The sequence below is a fragment of the Streptacidiphilus neutrinimicus genome, assembly GCF_000787815.1.
Taxonomy (GTDB): domain Bacteria; phylum Actinomycetota; class Actinomycetes; order Streptomycetales; family Streptomycetaceae; genus Streptacidiphilus; species Streptacidiphilus neutrinimicus.
In genome coordinates, this window is record NZ_BBPO01000035.1 from 1 (window position 1) to 18480 (window position 18480).

11 protein-coding genes are annotated in these 18480 nt (G+C 71.5%); 4 read left to right on the top strand and 7 right to left on the bottom strand.

Annotated elements, in window-relative coordinates; translation table 11 throughout:
- Positions 1 to 313: 313 nt before the first annotated feature.
- Together TR48_RS21835 and TR48_RS21840 are read left to right on the top strand one after the other, a co-directional pair.
- Positions 314 to 2800 carry a carbohydrate-binding module family 20 domain-containing protein gene (locus TR48_RS21835; RefSeq protein WP_042369995.1) on the top strand — a complete coding sequence of 829 codons (2487 nt, stop codon included), beginning with the start codon at positions 314 to 316 and terminating at the stop codon, positions 2798 to 2800.
- 130 nt (positions 2801 to 2930) lie between these two features.
- Positions 2931 to 3803, top strand: a complete 873-nt coding sequence (locus TR48_RS21840) for a phosphatase PAP2 family protein (protein ID WP_084729642.1) — start codon at positions 2931 to 2933, stop codon at positions 3801 to 3803.
- 224 nt (positions 3804 to 4027) lie between these two features.
- Here the strand turns inward: TR48_RS21840 and TR48_RS21845 are convergent, their stop codons facing one another.
- From TR48_RS21845 to TR48_RS39105, 4 genes are all read right to left on the bottom strand, one after another.
- Entirely contained in the window at positions 4028 to 7087 is a 3060-nt protein-coding gene (locus TR48_RS21845) for a bifunctional [glutamine synthetase] adenylyltransferase/[glutamine synthetase]-adenylyl-L-tyrosine phosphorylase (protein WP_042369999.1), read from the bottom strand.
- A gap of 554 nt (positions 7088 to 7641) precedes the next feature.
- Positions 7642 to 9003: a gamma-glutamylpolyamine synthetase GlnA2 gene (gene glnA2 / locus TR48_RS21850; RefSeq protein WP_042370001.1), complete on the bottom strand. Its 1362-nt coding sequence runs from the start codon at positions 9001 to 9003 to the stop codon at positions 7642 to 7644.
- 162 nt (positions 9004 to 9165) lie between these two features.
- Entirely contained in the window at positions 9166 to 10098 is a 933-nt protein-coding gene (locus tag TR48_RS39100) for a C40 family peptidase (protein ID WP_052442872.1), read from the bottom strand.
- Between the two features lie 69 nt (positions 10099 to 10167).
- Positions 10168 to 11637: an SPFH domain-containing protein gene (locus TR48_RS39105; protein WP_161789882.1), complete on the bottom strand. Its 1470-nt coding sequence runs from the start codon at positions 11635 to 11637 to the stop codon at positions 10168 to 10170.
- A gap of 188 nt (positions 11638 to 11825) precedes the next feature.
- On the opposite strand from TR48_RS39105, the gene TR48_RS21865 reads away from it, so the two are divergent.
- Positions 11826 to 13583 (top strand): NAD+ synthase, encoded by a 1758-nt coding sequence (locus TR48_RS21865; protein ID WP_042370003.1) that lies wholly within the window; start codon positions 11826 to 11828, stop codon positions 13581 to 13583.
- A gap of 33 nt (positions 13584 to 13616) precedes the next feature.
- On the opposite strand, the gene TR48_RS21870 is transcribed toward TR48_RS21865, so the two are convergent.
- The 3 genes from TR48_RS21870 to TR48_RS21880 form a co-directional block, all read right to left on the bottom strand.
- Complete coding sequence (locus tag TR48_RS21870; RefSeq protein WP_042370005.1) at positions 13617 to 14591, bottom strand: endonuclease/exonuclease/phosphatase family protein; 975 nt, start codon at positions 14589 to 14591, stop codon at positions 13617 to 13619.
- An 81-nt stretch (positions 14592 to 14672) separates the two neighbouring features.
- A complete protein-coding gene (locus TR48_RS21875; RefSeq protein WP_052442874.1) occupies positions 14673 to 15473 on the bottom strand; it encodes a TetR/AcrR family transcriptional regulator in 801 nt (266 codons plus the stop codon).
- Between the two features lie 14 nt (positions 15474 to 15487).
- Positions 15488 to 17146: an MFS transporter gene (locus tag TR48_RS21880; RefSeq protein ID WP_042370007.1), complete on the bottom strand. Its 1659-nt coding sequence runs from the start codon at positions 17144 to 17146 to the stop codon at positions 15488 to 15490.
- A 200-nt stretch (positions 17147 to 17346) separates the two neighbouring features.
- Between TR48_RS21880 and panB the strand changes: the two genes are divergently transcribed.
- A complete protein-coding gene (panB, locus tag TR48_RS21885) occupies positions 17347 to 18234 on the top strand; it encodes a 3-methyl-2-oxobutanoate hydroxymethyltransferase (RefSeq protein ID WP_042370009.1) in 888 nt (295 codons plus the stop codon).
- The last annotated feature ends 246 nt before the right edge of the window (positions 18235 to 18480 follow it).

Sequence of the window (18480 nt, forward strand, 5' to 3'; positions counted from 1 at the left end):
CGCCTGCGCGGGCGCGGCCGCGGCCGCCGGACCGGCCGCGACGGCGGCCGGGGTGAGCAACGCGGCGGTGACGAGCAGGCTCTTCCATCGTGATCGCTCGGGTCTGATGGCCACGCGTGTCCCTCCTGGGGGCGGCTCGTCGGTGAGGCGAGCCAGAACTTACTGGCGACCGCAAACTGCCGCAAGATGTTTCAGCAAGATGCTGAAAATGTTTCCACAGATGCCTTGACGCTCAGGATTTGAAAGGCGCACAGTCTCTCGTCGGCACCATCTCCGCACCACCACCCCACCCAACTCCTTTACGGAGACGCAGATGCCGAGAGAAACCGGCCGATGGCGCGCCCTGCTCGCGTCCGGCGCCCTGCTCGCCGCCGGCACCCTCGTACCCCTCACGCTGACCGCCGGCACGGCTCATGCCAGCGCTCCCGACGGCGGTGACGTGATCGCCAACCTGTTCATGTGGAACTGGCCCTCGGTGGCCTCGGAGTGCACGAACGTCCTCGGGCCCAAGGGCTACGGCGCGGTCCAGGTGGCCCCGCCCCAGGACTCGATCCGCCTCTCCGGCTCCCACCCGTGGTGGGAGATCTACCAGCCGGTCGGCTACGACCTGAACAGCCGCATGGGCACCGAGGCGCAGTTCCAGGCGATGGTGACGGCCTGCCACAACGCGGGAGTCAAGGTCTACGTGGACGCAGTGATCAACCACATGTCCGGCACCGACCAGACCAGCACCGACTCCTACGGCGGCGACAGCTTCAACGTCTCCTCCCGCAGCTACGGCGAGGTCCCGTACACCTCGGCCGACTTCCACACCTCACCCGCCGACTGCCCGAACGCGGACCTGTCGATCCAGGACTGGAACAGCCAGACCCAGGTCCAGGAGTGCGACCTGGAGAACCTGGCCGACCTGCACACCGAGACCGACGACGTCCGGTCGAAGATCGCGGGCTACCTCGACAAGCTGATCGGCTACGGCGTCGACGGCTTCCGCGTCGACTCGGCCAAGCACATCAACCAGTCCGACATGGCCAACATCGAGTCGCGGCTGAACAACACGCAGTGGGGGCAGCGCCCCTACGTGCTCCAGGAGGTCTACCCCGGCGGCAGCGGCAACCTCGCGCCCTCGGCCTTCGAGAGCAACGGCAGCGTCATCGGCTTCGACTACGCCGACAACCTGAAGAACCAGTTCACCGGCAGCATCGCCAACCTCAGGACCTTCGGCCAGTCCTGGGGCCTGGAGCCGGGCGCCGCCGACGGCGCGATGGTGGCCAACCACGACACCGAGCGCAACGGCAGTACCCTCAGCTACAAGAACGGCGCCACCTTCACCCTGGCCAACGAGTTCATGCTCGCCTGGGGCTACGGCGTCCAGCCCTCGGTCTACTCCGGCTTCACCTGGAACAGCACCGACGACTCGCCGCCCGCCGACGGCAGCGGCTACGTCACCGCCACCGACTGCTCGAACGGGTGGTATTGCACCGACCGGATCCAGGGCGTCGCGAACATGGTCGGCTGGCACAACGCGGCCCAGGGCGCCGCGGTGGCCAACTGGTACGACGACGGCTCCAACCTGATCGCCTTCTCACGCGGCGACAAGGCGTGGATCACCCTCAACAACGAGAACGCCACGCAGACCCGGACCTTCCAGACCGGCCTGCCGGCGGGCGCCTACTGCGACGTCATCCACGGGAACTACACCGCCGCAACGGGCGCCTGCTCCGGTCCGACCGTCGCCGTGGACGCCAGTGGCGACGCGACTGTCTCGGTCGCGGCCAAGGACGCGGTCGCGCTCTACGCGATCTCGTCCTCGACGTCCACCGGCACGCCGACCCCGACGGCCTCCGCCTCGGCTTCGGCGTCCGCGTCTCCCACGGCCTCCCCCTCGGCCACCGCCACCGCCACCGCGCCGGCCGGGACCGTCGCGGAGACCTTCACCGTCAGCGGCGCTCCGAGCAGCGCCCCGATGTACCTGGTGGGCTCCATCGCCGGCCTGGGCGGCTGGGCGCCCGCCTCGGCGCTGCCGATGACGCAGTCCGGCTCGACCTGGACCGTCACGGCGGTCCTGCCGCAGTCCACGGCGATCCAGTACAAGTACGTCGAGAGGGACTCCTCGGGGAACGTCACGTGGGAGCCTGGCGCCAACCACGCCGCCACCACCGGCGCGGGCGCCACCGCGGCGCTGACGGACAGCTACAACGGCTCCGTCGCGGCCGTCGGCGAGACCTTCGACGCAAACGCGAGCACCTGGTACGGCCAGAACGTCTACGTGGTGGGCTCGCTCCCCGCCCTCGGCGACTGGAACACCGCGAACGCCGTGCCGCTCTCCTCGGCCGCATACCCGGTCTGGTCCGCCACGGTCTCCCTGCCGGCCGACACCGCGTTCCAGTACAAGTACATCAAGAAGGACCCCGACGGAACGGTGGAGTGGGAGTCGAGCGGCAACCGCAACGCCACCACGGGCACGAGCGGCGCCACACTCACCGACACCTGGAACACCCCGGCGACCAGCCCCGTGGGAGTGAGTTTCGACGAGACCAGGACGACCGTCACGGGTCAGCACGTCTATGTCGTCGGCAGCGTCGGCGCGCTCGGCTTCTGGGACCCGACCAAGGCGGTCCCGCTCTCCTCCGCGAATTACCCCGTTTGGTCTACGACCCTGAGCATCTCCCCGAACACGAACTTCCAGTACAAGTACATCGTGATCGACTCCGCCGGGAACGTCACCTGGGAGTCCGGTGCCAACCGGACCTACACGACCGGTTCCTCCGGCGCGGTCACCCTCGACGACAGCTGGAAATAACGCAACGTGACCGGCGCGGGAGCCGTCGCCCCGAGGGGCGACGGCTCCCGGTATTTGGTCCACTAAGACCTGAGGGGTATTTCGGTCGACGAATCCCCGACCAGAGGGTGATCAGGAGACCCCAGGCCGCATGGCAGACTACTCACCCATGGGGAAGGCAACAGGAGCACGCACCAGCAACAGGAGGCCCGTGGGCAACCTGCTCTGGTCGGTGCGCGGCCACTTCCATTCACCGGGCCGCCCCCGCCTCTGGATCGAGCTGCTGCTGATCGCCGTGAGCTACTGGATCTACTCCATGGTCCGCAACGCGGTCCCGGAGATGGAGGCCCGCGCGCAGCGGAATGCCCACGACATCTGGTCACTCGAACAGATGCTTCACATCGATGTGGAGCGTTCCATCAACCACGGCCTCGACTCCGTCACATGGTTGATCACGGGCCTGGACTACGACTACGCGACCCTCCACTTCATCGTCACAATCGCGGTTCTGGTGTGGTTGTTCCGGGCCCATTCCGGGCGCTATGCGGCCGCCCGTCTCTCACTTTTCGTGACCACCGGCTTCGCGCTGTTCGGCTACTACTTCTATCCGCTCGCGCCACCCCGCCTGATGACCGACGGCGGATTCGTCGACACCGTCGAGAAGCACCACACCTGGGGCTCGATGGCCTCCGGCGACATGGCCCACGTCTCGAACCAGTTCGCGGCGATGCCGTCCATGCACATCGGCTGGTCCCTCTGGTGCGGCGTCACCATCTTCTTCCTGGCGAAGCGCACGTGGGTGCGGGCGCTCGGCGTCATCTACCCGCTGACGACGCTGATCGTCATCGTGGGGACGGCGAACCACTTCTTCATGGACGCGATCGCGGGCGCGTGCTGCACGTTCATCGGCCTCGGCACCTCCCGCCTGGTCTACCGCCGCTGGCCCTACAGCTTCCCGAAGGCCGCCCCCGCGCCCGTCCCCCAACCCGAATCCGAGCCCCAGCCGGTCGGCGCGACGCGCTGAGCTGGGCAACCACGCCCGGTTGCACTATCCAGGGGCGCGGGGCTCTGGATGTACGGCGCCGCCGCGTGGGCGCGACAGGGTCCGATTCGCTCTCCCACACGATTGCACCCGTCCAGGGGCGCGAGGAACTGCGCGAGGAACCACTCGCGTGGGGATGTCCCCGCGCGTTCGGGGCTCTACCTGGGTGGGTGGCTTGTCACGCAGTTTCTCGCGGCCCTGACGGGCTACTCGCCGTAGACGACGAGCTCCATCACCTCGCGGGCGCGCCGGGCCGTCCTGCGGTAGTCGTCGACCATCTCGCCCGCGTGGCCCTCGGCGTAGCCGAGGTAGCGGGCGACGCCCGCCAGCTCCCGCGGCTCCGCGGGGAAGCTGTCGCCCGCGCGACCCCGCACCAGCATGACCGCGTTGCGCACCCGCGTCGCCTGCACCCACGCGGCGGCGAGCGCATCCGCCGCGTCCGCGTCCAGCAGCTCCGCCCCGACCGCCGCGCGCAGCGCCCGCAGCGTGCGCGTCGTACGCAGCTCCGGGACCGTGTGACCGTGCTGCAGTTGCAGCAGCTGCACCGTCCACTCCACGTCGGCGAGCCCGCCGCGCCCCAGCTTCGTGTGGGTGGTCGGATCCGCGCCGCGCGGCATCCGCTCGGCCTCCACCCGCGCCTTGATCCTGCGGATCTCCCGCCGCTCGTCGGCGTCCAGCCCCTTCGCCGGGTACCGCAGCGGGTCGATCAGGGCGACGAACTCCTGTCCCAGCCCGGTGTCGCCGGCGACCGGCTTGGCCCGCAGCAGGGCCTGGCTCTCCCAGGTGTGCGACCACCGTCGGTAGTAGGCCGCATAGGAGGCGATGGTGCGCACCAGCGGCCCCTGGCGGCCCTCCGGCCGCAGATCCGCGTCGATCTGCAGCGGCGGCTCCGTCGAAGGCAGCTGCAGCAACCGGCGGAGCTCCTCGAAGACCTGACGGGCGGCGTTGCTCGCCTTCGACTCGTCGGCGTCCGGCAGCGGGTCGTGGACGAACATGACGTCGGCGTCCGAGCCGTAGCCGAGCTCGTCGCCGCCGAAGCGGCCCATGGCGATGACGGCGAGGCGCGTCGGCAGGGGCTCGCCCGCGGCCGCCTCCGCCGCGGCGACGCACGCCGCCAGCGCGCCCGCGAGGGTGGCGCGGTTGAGGCCGGTCAGGGCCAGCCCGGCCGCCTCGACGGACTCGGCCGGGGCGTCCCCCAGACGGCCCAGCACGTCGGCCGCCGCGGTGCGGAAGAGCTCCCGGCGGCGTACCGAGCGGGCCGCCGCGACCGCGGCGGGCGCGTCGTCGGCGCGGCCCACCGCGGAGGCGACCTCGCGGTCCAGCATCTGCGGGGAGCGCGGGTCCAGGCCGTCGGAGTCGCCGAGCAGCGCGACCGCCTCCGGCGCGCGCAGCAGCAGGTCCTGGGCGAGGCGGCCGGACGAGAGGATCCGGGCCAGGTTCTCGGCCGCGGCGCCCTCGTCGCGCAGCAGCCGCAGGTACCAGGGGGTGGAGCCGAGGCTGTCGGAGACCTTGCGGAAGCCGAGCAGGCCCGCGTCGGGGTCGGCGGACTCCGCGAACCAGCCGAGCATCACCGGCAGCAGCGTCCGCTGCAGCGCGGCGCGGCGGCTGACGCCGGTGGCGAGCGCCTGCAGGTGCCGGAACGCGTCGACGGGCGCCCGGTAGCCGAGCGCGGCCAGGCGCGCCTGCGCGGCCTCCGCGCTGAGCGCGTTGCCGTCCAGGCGGGAGGTGAGGCCGACCTCGTCCAGGTCCAGATGGGCGACGGCGTCCAACAGCGGACGGTAGAAGAGCTTCTCGTGCAGGCGCCGCACCTCGCGCCCGTGGCGCTTCCACTCGGCGAGCAGCTCGGCGACCGGGTCGGCGCGCAGCCCGAGGGAACGGCCGAGGCGGCGCAGGTCCTGCTCGCCGGTCGGCACCAGGTGGGTGCGGCGCAGTTGGAACAGCTGGATGCGGTGTTCGAGGGTGCGCAGGAACCGGTAGGCGCTGTCGAGGGCGGCGGCGTCGGCGCGGCCGACGTACCCGCCGGCGGAGAGGTCGGCGAGAGCGGTGAGCGTGGTCGCGCTGCGCAGCGTTCCGTCGGTGCGTCCGTGGACGAGCTGTAGCAGCTGCACCGAGAACTCGACGTCGCGCAGCCCGCCGGGGCCGAGCTTGAGCTCGCGCTCGACCTCGCCGACCGGGATCGCCTCGACGACGCGGCGGCGCATCTGCTGCACGTCCTGCACGAAGTTCTCACGCTGGGAGGCCTGCCAGACCATCGGCGTGACAGCGTCGAGGTACTCCCGCCCGAGCTCGGCGTCGCCCGCGACAGGGCGGGCCTTGAGCAGGGCCTGGAACTCCCACGTCTTGGCCCAGCGCTGGTAGTAGGCGAGGTGGCTGGCGAGGGTGCGGACCAGCGGCCCGTTCTTGCCCTCCGGGCGCAGGTTCGCGTCGACCTGCCAGATCGTGCCCTCCCGGGTGCTGTCCGAGCAGAGCCGCATCATGCGCGAGGCCAGCCGGGTGGCGGCCTTCAGGGCCGCGTCGGAGTCGCCCGGCTCGTGGTCCGCGGTGTCGCGGGGCTCGGCGACGAAGACGACGTCCACGTCGGAGACGTAGTTGAGCTCCCGCCCGCCGCACTTGCCCATCGCGATCACGGCGAGCCGGCAGGCACGGGCGGCGTCCGGGTCCTCCTCGGCCGCGATGTCGAGGGCCGCCTGCAGCGTCGCCCCGGCGAGGTCGGCCAGCTCGGCGGCGGTCTGCCCGAGGTCGGCGGTGCCGGTGAGGTCCCGGGCGGCGATGCTGAGCAGCAGGCGACGGTAGCCGGTGCGCAGCGCGTCCGCGCGCGGGATGCCGGGCTGCTCCTCCCAGATGTGCTGGTAGAGCCGCCGAATGAACTCCTCCGGCCCAGGGTGGATGTCGTGCAGCTCGAAGGTGACCAGCTCGTGCCAGTCGTGAGGGTGCCGGGCGAGGTGCTCCCCCAGCGCGGCGCTGGCGCCGAGGACGCCGAGGAGGCGGTCGCGCAGCGGCTTGGCGGTGGTGAGCGTGTCGAGCAGGGCGTGCCGCTCGGCCTCGTCGCCGCAGGCCTCGACGAGCCCGGCGAGGCCCTTCAGCGCCTGGTCGGGATCGGCGGTGGCCGCGAGGGCGTCCAGCAGCACGCTGTCGGCGGCGTGCGCCGCCAGCGCCGGCTCGGCGAGCCGCGCCGCGGCGGTCTCGGGGTCGGTGAAGCCGCGCCGCACCAGCCTTCCGACCGGGCTGCTCCGCCGCGACCCGCCGCGCTCCGTCTCCAACGCCACTCGCCTCCGCGCCGCCGCAGTCCGCACCCTCGAGGATCTCCCGCACACGATCCTCCCCGACCCTACGTCCTTCGAACACCCGAACCGCGCCGGAGAAGGACGTGAACTGCACCGCGGGCGTCTCCCGTCGTGGCCGCAGGACTACGAGGAGCGTCGCCAGCGGCCCGAGCACCAGTTCTTCGACCGCCCGGCGGCTGACGTCGCGTCCGCACTCGCGCCGTTCCCTGCCCTCCGCGACGGCATCACGTTCCTGCTCCCCACGCCCTCGACCGCAGCGGCGCCGACCTCGCCATCGCCTCCCGCGCGCGAGGTCACCCTCGTCTACGCCGGGTACAGCGGGCTGCTGCGTCCTCGCCCCGTCCCTCCGCGGCCTCGAACTCTGCGCCGCTCCCGACCTGGTGTCGCTGCTGGCCGGGCCGTTCATCTGAGTTCCGGGTTCACGGCCCGCGGACGGCCCGGAGGTCGCGTGCAGGCCGAAACGGGCGGGTGCCCGGCGGACAACATCCGCCGGGCACCCGCCCGTTGTACGGTCGTTCGAGGTTCTTGACGTGCCGTTACAGCACCGGGAGGCCGCGCCGCAGTTCGAACGGGGTGACCTCGGAGCGGTACTCCTCCCACTCCTGGCGCTTGTTGCGCAGGAAGAAGTCGAAGACGTGCTCGCCCAGGGTCTCGCGGACGAGTTCGCTGCGTTCCATCAGGTCGATGGCCTCGCCGAGGTTCTGCGGGAGGGGCTCGATGCCGAGGGCGCGGCGCTCCAGGGAGGTGAGGGCCCAGACGTCGTCGTCCGCGCCCGGAGGGAGTTCGTAGCCCTCGGCGATGCCCTTGAGGCCTGCGGCGAGGATGACGGAGTAGGCCAGGTAGGGGTTGCAGCCGGTGTCGAGGCTGCGGACCTCCACGCGGGTGGAGCCCTGCTTGCCCGGCTTGTACATGGGGACCCGGATGAGGGCCGAGCGGTTGTTGTGGCCCCAGCAGATGTAGGAGGGGGCCTCGCCGCCCGCGCCCGCGGCGCGCTGGCTGCCGCCCCAGATGCGCTTGTAGGAGTTGACCCACTGGTTGGTGATCGCGGAGGTCTCCGCCGCGTGGCGGAGGATGCCGGCGATGAAGGAGCGGCCGATCTTGGAGAGCTGGTACTCCGCGCCCGCCTCGTGGAAGACGTTGCGGTCGCCCTCGAAGAGGGACAGGTGGGTGTGCATGCCCGAGCCCGGGTGCTGGGAGAAGGGCTTCGGCATGAACGTCGCGTGGACGCCCTGCTCGAGCGCGACCTCCTTCATGACCAGGCGGAAGGTCATGATGTTGTCGGCCGTGGAGAGCGCGTCGGCGTAGCGCAGGTCGATCTCCTGCTGGCCCGGGGCGCCCTCGTGGTGGCTGAACTCCACCGAGATGCCCATGGACTCCAGCATGGTGATGGCCTGGCGGCGGAAGTCGTGACCGACGCCGCGCGGGGTGTGGTCGAAGTAGCCCGACTGGTCCGCCGGCAGCGGCGGGGTGCCGTCGCCCGGGAGATTGTTGAGAAGGAAGAACTCGATCTCGGGGTGGGTGTAGAAGGTGAACCCGAGGCTGGAGGCCTTCTCCAGGGTGCGCTTGAGCACGTAGCGCGGGTCGGCGAAGGACGGGGAGCCGTCCGGCATGAGGATGTCGCAGAACATGCGGGCCGTGCCCGGGGCCTCCGAGCGCCACGGCAGTATCTGGAACGTGCCCGGGTCCGGCTTGGCCAGCATGTCGGACTCGTAGACGCGGGCGAAGCCCTCGATCGCGGAGCCGTCGAACCCGATGCCCTCCTCGAAGGCCTGGTCGAGCTCGGCCGGTGCAACCGCGACGGACTTGAGGAATCCGAGGACGTCGGTGAACCAGAGCCGGACGAAACGGATGTCTCGCTCTTCGAGAGTGCGGAGCACGAACTCCTGCTGCTTGCCCATGGCTACAGTCTCACCTCTGCGGTTTACGGATGCGTTAAGCGCGGAAGCCCGAAGCGCACGCGTCGCCCGCCAGGCCCACTGTTCGCATCATCGCAGATAAGTGCAGATTGTGGGCCTGCCGGGATGATCAGCTGACGAACGCCGCTCGCCCGGCGGAATCGCTCAGGAGACGCGGCCGAAGAAGTCCGGGTAGTAGCCGCTGGAAAGGACGGAGATCCGCACGTCCGCGCCTCGGTGCGGGGCCTCGATGTAGCGGCCGCCGCCCAGGTAGATCGCCACGTGGTGGATGCCGCTGGAGCGGCTGCTGGAGGACCAGAAGATGAGGTCGCCGCGGCGCAGCCGGCCGGGCGCGACGGGGGTGGTCGCCCGGTACTGGTCGGCGGCGACGCGCGGAAGCTTGATCCCGGCGCGGAAGAAGGCCTGCTGGACCAGGCCCGAGCAGTCGTAGCCGTAGGGGCCGTCGCCGCCCCAGACGTACGGCTTGCCGAGCTGCGCCTCGGCGAAGCCGATCGCCGCCTCGATGCCTGCCGTGACCGGTCCCGGCGTGGGTCCCGGCGTCGGCACCGGGCTCGGGTTCGGGGACGGGGACGGGTCGGGGTTCGGATCGCCCGGGCCGGGCCCCGGAACCGGGTGCCCGTGGCCCGCGTACTTCAGGTAGATCGCATAGTGCGTCGTCCAGCGCCACTCGCCGTTCTTGCGGAACCAGTACCGCTCGCCGTCCCAGCCCTGGCGTATGCCGCCGGTCGCGCTCGCTCCGCCGCTGTCGCCCCCGCTCCCGACGTGGCGCAGGTAGACGGCGTAGTGGGTGGTCCACCGCCACTCGCCCTCGGCGCGGAACCAGTAACGGTGTCCGTCCCAGCCCGCGTGCGCGAGCGCCGGTTCGGCGCTCGCTGCGGGCGCGGCTATCAGGGCCGCGCTTCCCCCGACCGCGAGCATCGCGGTGGTCGCGGCGGCGCGGAACAGCGGGCGGCCGGGGGCGCGCCGCTCACGGGCGGCGCCGCCCGGTGACGCGGCCTCAGTCGTACGGCGGCGGTCGCCGCAGTAGGCACAGGCGCAGACGGCTGTGTCCAGGTCGAGCTCGGCGAAGGCGGTCATGGCGCACGGACTCCGTTTCTCGTTCCTCGGCGGCGGTTCGCGGTGGTTCGGAGGATGCGGCGGCAGGCGTCACGGAAGGTCTGCGACGGGCTCCGGACGCGGCGCGGGGGGCGCGGACCCCGCGGATGCCGCGGACGGCGCGGACGGCGCGGAAGGCGCGGACGGCGTCGCCGGGGAGCCGCCGGGCGCGGCCGGGGACGGTTCCGCGACGCGCGAGCGGCCGTCCGGCAGCAGGCGGCTACGGGAGGAGAGGGCGGTCGCCGAGCGGAGCAGGACGGGGTGCCGACCCGCCTCGTCCGCGCGTCCGGCGCCCGGGACCGCGGTCGCGGAGCCGGGAGCCGGACGGTCGGCGACCACGTGAGCGGGCGCGGGCCCGGAGCCGGGAGCCGGACGGTCGGCGACCACGGGAGCGGGCGCGGGGGCCGGACGGTCGGCGACCACGGGAGCGGGCGCGGGCGCAGAGCCGGGAGCGGGGGTGCGGGCCGGATCGGAGACCGGGGAAGAACCGGCGCCCGCGTCGACCCTGCCGGTCCCGTCCCCTGCCGTTCCGGCGGTCTCCGCCGCCCGGGCGCCCGCCCCGTGGCCCGGCACCGGCACGGACAGGAAGGCCGTCACGAGGTCCCGCGTCAGCGCGGCGCGGAAGGTGTCGTCGAGCGCGATCCCCTGGGAGCACTCGAGTCGGCGCAGCGTCAGCGTCGCGGTCTCGACGGCGTCGCCGACGACGACCTCGCGGGTGCCCGCGTCCAGTTCGGCGAGCCTGCGGCGGCGCATGCTGTCGGCGAAGTCGGCGCGGTAGCCGAGGCCGACGGCCTGGACGGAGTAGACGGCGACGCCGACCGGGGCCATCTCCGCACCGAGCAGGCGGGTCAGCTCGCCGCCCAGCCACTGCCCGTCGCGCAGGGAGGGGCCGGGGCTGGCGAAGCTGTCGCAGGGCAGCGTCGAGGCCGTCCGGGCGAAGACCGACTCCGCACTCAGGGCCAGATGACGGCCATGGTCGTCGACGGAGAAGCGGGCCCGGGCGGTGTCCCTGACCTGCCAGACGATGATCAGCTCGGCGGTGATCGGGGAGCCCTCGCGGTCGGTCGCGAAGATCGGCTCGCTGCGCCAGTGGCGGATCCGCACGTCGATCGGACGGCGCTTCAGCAGCGGGTTCACCCAGAGCAGCCCGGTGCGGCGCACCGTGCCGCGGTAGCCACCCCACCGGCTCAGCACCCGGGCCGTGCCCAGCGGGTTCGCCATCAGGCCGGAGACGGCGACCACCACGACCGCGCCGCAGAGCGCCAGCAGCGCCACGGCCGGGTGCTCCGGGACGACCGGGCCGGTGCCGTGCAGGGTCCGGCCGCCGGGGACCCAGGGCGGCAGCCCGGCGACACGCCGGGCCTGCACCAGCAGGGCGAGGACGACGGCGGCGAGGGCCACGAGCAGAGCCGCCCAGCCGGGCAGCGCGGCGCGGGCCGGACGTTCCCTCAGATCCGCGTCGGAGCGGGGCGGTCGGCGCACCGCCCAAGGAGCGGTGTCCTGTCGCTCGGTCTGGTCCACGAGGTCCATCCCCTCTTGCGGGCTCTTTCGGGAGTTCGTACGTACTCGCACCCTCGCCCAGGAGCTCGAAAGTACCTTTATTTCGGACATACCGTCAATACATCTATATTCAGGTCATATCAGAGCATCTATCTCATCAGCCAACGGGTCACCGCACATCTCGTCGGAGAGACGATTACTCTGTGGGTATGCCAAGCCTGCGCCTCGCGTTGAACCAGATCGACAGCGTCGTCGGCGACATCGACGGCAACGCCGAGCTGATCGTCAGCTGGACCCGTCACGCCGTGGAGCAAGGCGCCCATCTGGTCGCTTTCCCCGAGCTCGCGCTCAACGGCTATCCCATCGAGGACCTGGCGCTGCGCCCGTCCTTCATCGAGGCGTCGCGCTCGGCGCTGGTCGCCCTGGCGACGCGGCTTAAGGCGGAGGGCCTGGGCGCGGTCCCGGTCGTCGTCGGCTATCTCGGCAAGTCCCTCCAGGACACCCCGCGGCTCGGCCTGCCCGCCGGCTCCCCGCAGAACTGCGCCGCCGTGCTCCACCAGGGTGAGGTCGTCACCCGGATGGCCAAGCACCACCTGCCCAACTACGGCACCTTCGACGAGTTCCGCTACTTCGTCCCCGGCGACACCCTCCCCGTCGTCCGCCTGCACGGCGTCGACGTCGCGCTGGCCATCTGCGAGGACATCTGGCAGGACGGCGGCCGGGTCCAGGCCGCGCGCCAGGCCGACGCCGGGCTGCTGCTGGTGATCAACGCCTCCCCCTACGAGGCGCGACGCGGCGAGGAGCGCCTGGCCCTGGTCCGCAGGCGCGCCGCCGAGGCCGGCTGCACGCTCGCCTACGTCAACCTGATCGGCGGCCAGGACGAGCTCGTCTTCGACGGCCAGTCCGTCGTCGTCGAGACCGACGGCACGGTGCTGGCGCGCGCCCCGCAGTTCGAGGAGGGGTGCCTGCTGATCGACCTCGACCTGCCCGCCGCCACCGCGGCGGTGGACGGCGCGACGCGGATCGTCGCCGACGGCCTGGAGATCAGGCGCTCCGTGCTGTCCGAGGAGCCGCTTCCCGCTCCCGAGGCGCCGGTCGTGCCCGGCGAGGCCGCGCCCCTGGCCGAGCTGGAGGAGGTCTACGCCGCACTGATCTGCGGCGTCCGCGCCTACGTGCGCAAGAACGGCTTCAAGTCGGTGCTGATCGGCCTCTCCGGCGGCATCGACTCCGCGCTCGTCGCCGCGATCGCCGTGGACGCGATCGGCGCCGAGAACGTCTACGGCGTCTCCATGCCGAGCGCGTACTCCTCCGAGCACTCCCGGGACGACGCCGCGGAGCTGGCCCGCCGGACGGGCCTGAACTTCCGCACGGTCTCCATCGCGCCGATGTTCGACGCCTACATGGCTTCGCTGGGCCTCACCGGCCTCGCGGAGGAGAACCTCCAGTCGCGCCTGCGCGGCACGCTGCTGATGGCCCTCTCCAACCAGGAGGGCCACATCGTCCTCGCCCCCGGCAACAAGAGCGAGCTGGCGGTCGGCTACTCCACCCTCTACGGCGACTCGGTCGGCGCGTTCGGCCCGATCAAGGACGTCTACAAGACGCTGATCTTCCGGCTCGCCCGGTGGCGCAACGAGATCGCCCGTGAGCGCGGCGAGACGCCGCCGATCCCGGAGAACACCATCTCCAAGCCCCCGTCCGCGGAGCTGCGCCCCGGCCAGGTCGACACGGACTCCCTGCCGGACTACGACACCCTGGACGCGATCCTGACGGCGTACGTGGAACGGGATCTGGGCCGCGCGCAGATCGTCGCCGAGGGCTACGACCCGCCGCTGGTCGAGCGGGTGATCCGGCTCGTGGACACGGCGGAGTACAAGCGCCGGCAGTACCCGCCGGGCACGAAGATCAGCGTCAGGAACTTCGGCAGGGACCGCCGCCAGCCCATCACCAACCGCTGGCGCGAGCACTAGGCAGTCGAGGCAGCTGCAGCTACCTCAGGGTTCTCACAGCTCGAAGTGCGCGCCGATCGGCCGGTGGTCGCTGCCCGTCTGCGGGAGGGTCCACGCTGCCGTCGGGGTGATGCCGCGGGACATGATCTGGTCGATCCGGGCCGAGGGGAACGACGAGGGCCAGGAGAAGCCGAAGCCCGCGCCCGCGCTGCCCTGCGCGGAGCGCAGCTGCATGGTGATGGGGGCCAGCGCGCGGTCGTTCATCGTGCCGTTCATGTCGCCCAGCAGCAACACCCGCGTGAGCGACTCGTGGCTTATCGCCTCGCCCAGCGCCTCCGCACTGCGGTTGCGCTGGTTGGCGGTGAAGCCGCCGTCGAAGTGGACGCGGACGGACGGCATGTGGGCGACGTAGACCGCCAGCTCCCCCTGCGGGGCGTGGACGGTCGCCCGCAGCGCCCGGGTCCAGCCGATCTTGATGTCGACGGGACCGGTGTCGGTCAGCGGGTACTTGGACCAGAGGCCGACCGTGCCCTCGACGACGTGGTAGCGGTAGGTGCCGTCCAGCACCTGGCTGATCGTCGGAAGCGCGGGCCCGGTGATCTCCTCCAGGGAGATGACGTCCGGATCGGCCTGCATCAGCGTCCGCGTCGTGCTCGCGACGGACGTGTTGTTCGCGTCGATGTTGTGCTGGACGGCGGTGAAGTCGTAGGAGCCGCCGCTCTTGTCGGGCAGCAGCGGGGCGAAGAGGACCGACCAGATCACCACGGGCACCAGCAGAGCGACCAGCGCTGTCGCGGAGCGGCGCAGCAGCGCGAGGACCAGCAGGACCGGGACGGCCAGGCCGAACCACGGCAGGAAGGTCTCGATCAGGCTGCCGAAGTTCCCGAAGTCGTCCGGGATCTGCCGGTGGAAGGCGAGGACGCAGGCGAGCAGCAGTGCGAGCACGGCCAGGACCCAGCCGCGACGCCATGTGGAACGGCCCTTGCCGTCCCGGCCGCGCCAGTGGTTCCCCCGAAAACCGCGAAGCATGTGCCGTTCCTCACCTTTGCCCGGATCGGTCCCGTTTGCCGGGACTCAGCCTATGGGTGAGGAGACGCGCCCCAGCAGACCTCAGGTTCCGTCGGCGTTGTCGTGAACCGGGTGAGTGTTCGATGAGACCTCGGGCTTGGTCGCGGGCTTGATCGCGACGCCCTCCAGCACCGCGTCGACGATCGTGGCCGCCAGCGTCGGGTCGTCGATGGAGGCGTCCGGGTGCAGCACGGCGCGGGACAGCATCGGGCCGACGACCAGCTCACCGAGCAGGTCCGGGTCGATGTCGTCGCGCAGCTCGCCCCGCAGCTGGGCCGCGTGGACCAGCTCGCGCAGCGCCCTGCGGCGGGGCTCGATGACCGTCTCGTGGTACCGGCCGTAGAGGTCGGGGATGGCCCGGATCTCCGCGCCGATCATGGCGAGATCGCTGCCGGAGCGGCGGTTCACGGCGTTGAGCCGGATGCTGTCGACGGCCGCGATGAGCGTCTCGCGCAGCGTGGGGAGCTCGCAGATCGGGTCGATCTTGGACTCCAGCTGCGTCAGCAGGTGCAGCAGCAGGGCGTCCTTGTCGGACCAGCGGCGGTAGATCGTCGCCTTGCCGACGCCCGCCTCGGCGGCGATCGCCTCGACGGTGAGGCTGGCCAGGCTGGAACCCTTGGCCAGCAGGCGGAGCATGCCCTCGACGATCGAGGTCTCGACCGCCTCGCTGCGCGGCCGACCACGCTTGGCCGGCACCGGCACCGGCACCGGCGCAGGCACCGGTCGCGCGGCCGCGTCGGGGGCGGAGGGTGGGGCGGCGGGACGCCGGCGGCCGAGCTCGCGACCGATCAAGTCCTCGAACTCACTGTCCACGGCTTCGGCCTTGCCCGCGCTGCTGCTCACCGCCCCATCCTCCCTCACTCGGCTTGAGCCCCGGTAGCGTCCGCGGCCGCCTGGGCCTTTGCCTCGGAGCCCGCAGGCTCGGAGGTGTCCGTGCCCGCCGCGCGCGGCGCCATCGCGCCGCCGTAGGACGCGGCCTTGCCGGGCAGGAAGGCCACCGCGACGATCAGGCCGAGCACCGCCGCGACCGCCGCACCGAGCGCCGTGACGTGCATGGCGTGGACGAACGCGTCCTTGGCCGGGTCGACCAGGGCGGAGGCGTGGAGCTGCGGCTTCTCGGCGATGCCGAGCGTGCCCTCGATCGACTCGCCCGCCGGACCGCGCAGCGCGGGCGGCAGGGTGCTCAGGTGCCCGCTGATGCCGTTGCGGTACGAGGTCGACAGCAGCGCACCGAGCACCGCGACGCCGAGCGAGCCGCCCACCTGGCGGAAGGTGTTGTTGACGGCGGAACCCGAGCCCGCCTTCTCCCGGGGCAGGCTGGACATGATGGTGACCGACGCGGGCGGCATCACCAGCGCCATACCCGCGCCCTGCACGAAGGCGACGACCTCGAGCACCCATATGCCCGTCGTGCGGCCCAGCGTCATGAAGCCGACGAAGGCCGCCGCGATCAGGAACATGCCGAGCGCGACGGTGATCCGCACGCCGAAGCGGTCCACGACGAACCGGGCCCGCGGCGAGAAGATCAGCTGGGCGATGGCCAGCGGAAGCAGCAGCAGGCCGGCCTGGAGCGGGCTGTAGCCGCGCACGCTCTGGATGTAGAAGACGCCGAAGAAGGTGACGCCCATCAGCGCGAAGAAGGCCAGGCCGATGGCGACGACCGAGGCGGAGAAGTGCCGGTTGCGGAACCAGGAGATGGTGAGCACCGGGTGCGCGGCGCGCTTCTGGTACAGCACGAAGGCCACCAGCACCAGCACACCGCCGACGATGGGCGCCCAGCTCTCGGTGGCGCCGAAGTCGGCGTCCTGGCCGCCCTTGATGATGCCGTAGATCAGCGCGACCAGGCCGACCATCGAGAGCAGCACGCCCAGCGGGTCGAGCTTGCCGGGCTTCGGGTCGCGCGAGTCCGGCACCAGCCAGACCATGCCGATCAGGGCGGCGACCACGATGGGCACGTTGACCAGGAAGACCGAGCCCCACCAGAAGTGGGCCAGCAGCAGACCGCCCGCGATCGGGCCGATGGCGATGGCCAGACCGACCGCCCCGGACCAGATGCCAATGGCCTTCGGGTGCTCCTCGCGCTCGAAGACGTTCATGATGATGGCCAGCGTGGCCGGCAGCACGAAGGCGCCGCCGAAGCCCATGACGGCACGGAAGGCGATCAGCTCAGCCGGGCTGCTCGCCATCGAGCAGAGCAGCGAGCCCGCGCCGAAGATGACCATGCCGAAGAGCAGCACCTTCTTGCGGCCGAGCCGGTCGCCGAGAAGCCCGGCGGTGAACAGCAGGCCGACGAAGACCAGGGTGTACGAGTTGATCGCCCATTCCAGCTGGCTCTGGGTGGCGCCGATGCCGATGGGCTTCGGCGAGGCGATCGTCTTCATCGCGACATTCAGGATGGAGTTGTCCAGCACCACAACGAGGAGGCTGAAAACCAGGACGGTGAGGATCGCCCAACGGCGCTTGTGTATCGCCTCGGGCACCCGCGGCGGGGCAACGGCAGGGGCAGTCGTCGTCATGGAGGTAGCGTAGCCCATTTTCGATACGAGAACGTCTCGTATCGTAAATGAGACCGGGAGGCTGCGGGGCTGGAGGAGTGACGCGCGCGACTCCGCCGCGCCGCGCGCTCCCCTTTCCCTCTCTCGCGCGGGCGTGCCAGCATGGACGTGATCCGGGGACGCCGTACGGCGCCACGAGACCACGACACAGGAGACACGTCATGCAGAACGGTTCGCTTCCGCCTGCCCAGAAGAGCGCCCAGTCCCTGAAGAAAGACAGCACCCCCTCCCTCTACGGCGGCGTCACCTCGCGCCGCGTGACCGTGCGCGACCTGGCCGCCGCCAAGGCCCGTGGCGAGCGCTGGGCGATGCTGACCGCCTACGACGCGATGACCGCCGGCGTCTTCGACGAGGCCGGCATCCCGGTGCTGCTCGTCGGCGACTCGATGGGCAACTGCCACCTCGGCTACGACACGACCGTGCCGGTCACCATGGACGAGATCGCGATGCTGTCCGCCGCGGTCGTCCGCGGCACCCAGCGCGCGCTGGTCGTCGCCGACCTGCCGTTCGGCAGCTACCAGGAGTCCCCCGCGCAGGCGCTGCGCAACTCCGTACGGCTGATGAAGGAGGCCGGCGTCCATGCGGTGAAGCTGGAGGGCGGCGAGCGCTCCGCGCCGGCCATCGAGATGCTGGTGCAGGCCGGCGTCCCGGTCATGGCCCACCTGGGCCTGACCCCGCAGTCCGTGCACGCGCTCGGCGGCTACCCGGTCCAGGGCCGGGGCGACGAGGCGGCGCACCAGCTGCTGCGCGACGCGAAGACCGTCCAGTCCGCGGGCGCGTTCTCCGTGGTCCTGGAGGCGGTGCCGGCGGAGCTGGCCACCCAGGTCACCCACGAGCTGCACATCCCGACCGTCGGCATCGGCGCGGGCGTCGGCTGCGACGCCCAGGTGCTGGTGTGGACGGACATGGCCGGCATGACGAGCGGCCGGGTGCCGAAGTTCGTCAAGAAGTACGCCGACCTCCGCACCGAGCTGGGCCGCGCGGCGACGGAGTACATGGACGAGGTCCGCGGCGGCTCCTTCCCCGCCGAGGAGCACAGCTTCCACTGACGGAACATCCGGGGATCTTGAGGACCAACCCGTAGGTCACCACCGCTGTGCAGGTGCGCGGCCTGGCCGGGCACCACGGCGGGACCAAGGCCCTCGGCGGCGTCGACCTCGACGTCGCCGAGGCCACCGTCATGGGCGCGCTCGCCGAGGACGAGTGTGCTGCCGGGGATCCTCGTGATCAGGAACCGGATCCCCCCGGGGGCCGAGGCCCTCCTCGCCGCAGACCGCCCCGGAACCGGGCCGCGA